The organism is uncultured Campylobacter sp. (assembly GCF_938045535.1).
Lineage (GTDB): Bacteria > Campylobacterota > Campylobacteria > Campylobacterales > Campylobacteraceae > Campylobacter_B.
Window position 1 is genome coordinate 1 of record NZ_CALIMQ010000065.1, and the last position, 5,335, is coordinate 5,335.

At 50.6% G+C, this 5,335-nt stretch carries 5 protein-coding genes; all 5 read left to right on the forward strand.

What is annotated here, in order from left to right:
- The coding region (gene argS, locus Q0095_RS02310) for an arginine--tRNA ligase (RefSeq protein ID WP_297880990.1) at nucleotides 1-1,698 on the forward strand (1,698 nt) is incomplete at its 5' end.
- 104 nt (nucleotides 1,699-1,802) lie between these two features.
- Nucleotides 1,803-2,009, forward strand: a complete 207-nt coding sequence (locus Q0095_RS02315) for a hypothetical protein (RefSeq protein WP_297880992.1) — start codon at nucleotides 1,803-1,805, stop codon at nucleotides 2,007-2,009.
- A gap of 219 nt (nucleotides 2,010-2,228) precedes the next feature.
- Entirely contained in the window at nucleotides 2,229-3,011 is a 783-nt protein-coding gene (locus tag Q0095_RS02320) for a tetratricopeptide repeat protein (protein WP_297880994.1), read from the forward strand.
- A gap of 473 nt (nucleotides 3,012-3,484) precedes the next feature.
- Entirely contained in the window at nucleotides 3,485-3,913 is a 429-nt protein-coding gene (locus Q0095_RS02325) for a hypothetical protein (RefSeq protein WP_297880996.1), read from the forward strand.
- Nucleotides 3,914-4,054: 141 nt separating this feature from the next.
- The gene (locus Q0095_RS02330; protein WP_297880998.1) at nucleotides 4,055-5,035 is read left to right on the forward strand and encodes a DUF3137 domain-containing protein; all 981 of its coding nucleotides are present in this window, start codon (nucleotides 4,055-4,057) and stop codon (nucleotides 5,033-5,035) included.
- The last annotated feature ends 300 nt before the right edge of the window (nucleotides 5,036-5,335 follow it).

Below are 5,335 nucleotides of genomic sequence, written 5' to 3' on the forward strand. Positions count from 1 at the left end.
GAATCTTTCGCGCTGGCTAAGGAGCTGCGAAAGGCGCCAAAGCTCATCGCCGAGGAGCTTGCGGCTAAATTTAAAGATAGCGAAATTCTAAGTGCTACGGCGGTGAACGGCTATCTAAATTTTCATCTAAAGCCCGCCGTGTTGGGCGCACTTGCTGAAAACGCCCTTAGACTGGGCGGCGATTTTGCGAAAAATGATGCCGAGCTCGGACGCGGAATTTTACCGGCTTCGGAAAGGATTTGCGCGAGTGAGCCTGCTAGCAAAGGTTACGCTGCAAATCTAGCTGCGAGCGGTAATGACGCCGCCAAATCGCGAAATTCCGCCGCTAGGCAAAATTTTATTTCGCAGAATTCCGAGGAGGCGTCAAATTCCCTCGTAGCGTCAAATTGCGATGAGGCGCGGAATTCCGCCGTTATGCCGCAAAAAATTCTGCTTGAATATATCAGCGCCAATCCGACCGGTCCGCTTCATATCGGGCACGTGCGTGGCGCCGTTTACGGCGATACGTTCGCGCGCATCGGAGGCTATCTGGGGCACCGCGTCGATACCGAGTACTACATCAACGACGCGGGCAATCAGATCGAGCTTTTGGGCACTTCGATCGCGCTTCGTGCACGCGAGCTCGCGGGCGAGGACGTGAGCTATCCAGAGAAATACTATCGCGGCGAGTATATCGATGAGATCATCCCTCTTGCGCGCGCCCAATTCGGCGATGAAATTTTCCGCGACGAATCGCGCGTTTTGATCCTTGCGGAGTTTGCTAAGGACGAAGTGCTAAAGATCATCCAAAAAGATCTCGCAGACGCGGGCATTCATATCCAAAACTGGGCTAGCGAAAAGAGCCTATACGGCGAGCTTGAGCCTACGATTAGGAAGCTCGAGCGCAGCGGCAAGATGTATGAGCAGGAGGGCAAAATTTGGATCCGTTCATCGCAGCTCGGCGACGAAAAGGATCGCGTCGTCATCCGCGAGGATGCGCGTCCGACCTATCTTGCGGGCGACATCGTCTATCACAACAACAAATTTGAGCGCGGATATGAGCGCTGCATCAACATCTGGGGCGCCGATCACCACGGCTACATCGCGCGTCTAAAGGCCGCCGTGCATTTTCTGGGCTACGACGAAAGCAGGCTCGAGATCATCCTAATGCAGATGGTAAATTTGCTTAAAGACGGGCAGACCTACAAGATGAGCAAGCGCGCGGGCAACGCGATTTTGATGAGCGACGTGCTCGCCGCGATCGGCAGAGACGCTATGCGATTTATCTTCATCAGTAAAAAGGGCGAGACGCCGCTTGAGTTTGACGTGGACGAGCTCGCGCGCGAGGACAGCAGCAATCCGATCTTTTACATCAACTACGCTCACGCGCGGGTCAATCAAATTTTTACCAAAGCGGGCAAGCGCGAGACGGATGTCCTAGGCGCGGACTTCGGCACGCTAGATGAAGCGGGGCTCGGCCTAGCTTTTGCGGCGCTTGGTTTGAATGAAATTTTAAACGACGCATTTAATTCGCGCGGCTTGCAGAAGCTGCCAGATTTTCTAAAGGCGCTCGCAGCGGACTTTCACAAATACTATAACGAAAACCGCGTCGTAGGCAGCGAGAACGAGGATGCGAAGCTCAAGCTGTTCGCGCTCGTGGCGCTCAGTATCCGCACAGCGTTTGCTCTGATGGGTCTAAGCGCGAAAGAGAAGATGTAGCCGCATAGGCTACATTCGCGCCGATAGCCTAAATCTCACGAACGAAATTTTATGATTTAAATACAAAGCGAAATTTTGCGGCGGGATTTCTGCCGCAAAATTTTATGTTTTGCTTTTTACTTCTGGCTTTGCCGCAAAATTTTAGGGCGGAATTTGGGATGAAATTTTATCGCGAAATTTTACTTAAAATTTATAGCTATGAAATTTTAAAGATTGGCTCTAAATTTGCGGCTCGTAAAATTTCAATTTTAGAATTTTACGAGCGGTTTCGCGGTATTGCTGCAGCGCCTGGCGCGGTTCGTAAAATTTAAAATTTGGCTGCAAATTTACCGCTTGCAGAATTTTGAAATTTTAAAATTTTGCGGCGCGGAAGCTTTAAGTAAAATTTTAAAACAAGGCTTGAGGTACTAAAATTTTGCGCAGATCAAATTTCATGTGAGGGAATTTCATCCGCAAAATTTATTCGGACGGGATTTGCCTGCAAGACCGCCCCTTAAGCCCCGCGGCACATCGCCGCAAAAAGGATAGATATGAGAAAGATCATCGACATAACGGCGCTTTCTATCGCCGTTTGCGTCTTGGTTATGGTGCTTTTTTTGCCGTCGCCCGTTTTGTCGTTTAAATGCTACCGCGACGATGGCGTAAGCTGCGCGCAGCTAGGGCGCGACAAGCTCTCCCGCGAAGATTACGATGGCGCCAAGCTTGCTCTTGCCAAGGCTTGCGAGGCGGGTGAGAAAGATAGCTGCTTTGATTTGGGTGCCCTATACGACGGCGAGGGCAATGCGACGCAAGCGGGCGTATTTTATGCCGCAGCGTGCGATAAAAACGTCGCCGTAGCCTGCCACAAGCTAGGCAACCTATATCAGCGAGGGCGCCTGAGTAGGGACTTCGTTGCCGCCGCGCAGCGCTACGCTAGGGCCTGCGATTTGGGCTATGCCAAAAGCTGTCACAATGCGGGCGTGGTCTATTTCACGGGCGGTTTTGGGCTCGCGGCGGATCCTGCAAAGGCGGTGAGCTTTTTCGAGCGAGGCTGTGACGGCGGGCTAGCGGACAGCTGCTATAACGCCGGCGTTGCGTATGATAAGGGCCTAGGCGCGCCGCAGGATCGCGACAAGGCGGTAAAATTCTACACCAAATCCTGCGAGCTGGGCTACGGCGATGCCTGCAATAATTTAGGCTATTTGTATGTGAGCAAGGGGGATCTGCGCGGATTTTCCAAGGGGCTTGGATGCGTCAAAAAGGGCTGCGACGCGGGCAATAAAAGATCCTGCCAGCTCTACGAATTCATGAAAGAGCAAATTTTAAAGAAGTAGGTGCTTGGTAGCCCGGTGCATGTTTCGGTTTATACTGCCTGCCGTGCGCGCCGTCTGTTTTGTATTGTTCGCCGTTCGTCGTATGGCGTCCGTCGTGCGCTGTCTGCCTTGCACTGCCTATCTACGCTACTCGTCACGCGGTATTGGTTTTTGCGATGGGCTTGCCTGCGATATTGCCGCGACGGGTTTGTGAGCTTTTGTAGCGCGCGCAATTTCGCCGCGATTTTGTGACATGCGAAATTCAGTAAGGCGCAATAGCCCATGCATGCGATTAGCTAAATTTAGCGGCGGAGTTTTACTTGAAATTCTATAGATATGAAATTTTAAGGCTTAGCTCTAAATTTAGGGCTTGCAGAGTTTCAACTTTAAAATTTTGCGGATGGTGCTGCAAGCAAGGCAAAATTTAGATTTTAAAATTTTACGGCGCGGAATTTAGCGCGGACGCAAAGCGCGAAGCTGTTTGAGGAGGCAAATTGGAATATGAAATCACGGGCGAGGTTCGAAATCTCCGCGTCCACGCTGCAAGAGGAAATAGCAAAATTTGGGTATTTTTCGAGATAGACGGCGTGAAACTGCGCGGCGAGTTTAACGATATCCCCGTAGAGGAGGGCGAGCCTGCGCGCGCGTATTTCATCCGCGGAGGATATGCGGGCAGCTACGTGATCACTCGAGTTCAGGTGGCACGCAAACCAAGCCCTTTGCGCCGCAAGCTGGGGATCGCGACCGCCGTGTGTACGCTGGGTTTCGGCGCGGCGCTGTGGATTGTAGGCTTTGGGATTTTAAACGTCGGCGGGAGGGGCTCGCTAATTAATTTTGTCTGTGTTGCCGCCGCAGGATTTGGGGTGTTAAAAGAGGGCGCGGGCAATCTGAGAGCGTGGCTAAATCAACGCACGTCCGAGTAGATCGCCGCCGCGGCGTAAATTTCATAAATTTAATCCACCGAATAAAATTTACTCGCGCCGCCGTATCTTTGCGGCGTAAATTTTGCTAAAATTCGCTCCAGGCGCGAAACCCGCTACGTAAATTTAGAAAAAGGTAAAATTTTGAATATAAACGAAGCAATAGTTGCCACCGCCAAAAAGCAAAAAGAGTGCCGGCTAGCATTTGCAAAGTATCTGTTTTTAGGAATTTTATTTATAATAGCACTGCCCGTGGGCGGCGGATTTGCCGTATGGCATCTTTTTGAAAATCGCCTTGCACCGCTATTTTTCATCATTATCTATATTCCGTTTTTTCTCGCCGCGCTAATGGCTAATGCAAGCCGAGTGATCGACGAGCTGGGAGATTACAAGGCGTTTTATAAAGACGTTTTCGTCCGCGCCGCCATCCGCGAGGTTGGTCCAAATTTTAACTACGATCCGAATGCCGGCATCAGCCGTAAAGAATTTCGCAAAATCGGCATCTATTCGCCCGATGAGTTTCGCGCCGAAGATCAAATCAGCGGCATTTATAACGGCGTCAAATTTAGCCTCAGCGAAGCGATCGACATCCCAAACGGCGCGACGCTGGAGCTAAGCGACTCGGCGGCACTAAATTTGCTATCCGCGATAATTTTTGCATGGGAGGCGATGAAGGATATGCAGGCCTTTAGCGGCTCGGTCTTGGTCTGCGAGTTTTACAAGAAATTTAGCGGTCAAACGATAGTGGCAAGCCGCACGTTAAATACTAAATTTATAGGCGAAAAAGAGCAGATGGACGACGTGTTTTTTAGTAAAGAATTTCGGGTCTTTGCGGACGATAAAGTAGAGGCGCGGTATCTTTTGACGCCCGCGTTTATGGAGCGTCTGCGAGAGCTAAAGGAAAAATTCGCGGGGAAAATGGGCGTGAGCGCGGCGTTTATGGACGACAAATTTTATCTATTTTTAAACGGAGCGAAAAACAAGTTTGAAACGACGCTCTTTTCGCCGCCGCCTAGCCTCGAGGACGCCGCGGGGATCAAAAAGGAAATTTCAGAGCTTTTATCTATCATAGACGAGCTAAATTTAAACCCGGATTTAAGCGGGGCGGCAATTTTGGCTGATTAACGCGCGACGCTATTTGGCGGATAAAATCCGCTTGTGTTGCGACAGGACGCATTACTTGTCGCCTATCGAAATACATTGCGGCTAGAGTGCTATTTCTCCACTAGCTAAAATGTGCTACGCTTTGGTCGTATCCTTCCACTGCCTATCGAGATGCGCTAAAGCCTGGATTGCTTCTATGCTACTTACCGAGATACGTTACGGCTCGGATCGCTCATTTTCGCTACCGACTGGGACGCGCTTAAGTAGCTCCTGTTCGCGAGCGAATAATCTGCAAAATCTCTCCCAGTCGTGCAGATAGAC

Bases quoted from the DNA above. Each gene is read 5' to 3' on its own strand.
- Q0095_RS02320 (WP_297880994.1), top strand. From the start codon at position 2,229: ATGAGAAAGATCATCGACATAACGGCGCTTTCTATCGCCGTTTGCGTC.
- Q0095_RS02315 (WP_297880992.1), top strand. From the start codon at position 1,803: ATGTTTTGCTTTTTACTTCTGGCTTTGCCGCAAAATTTTAGGGCGGAA.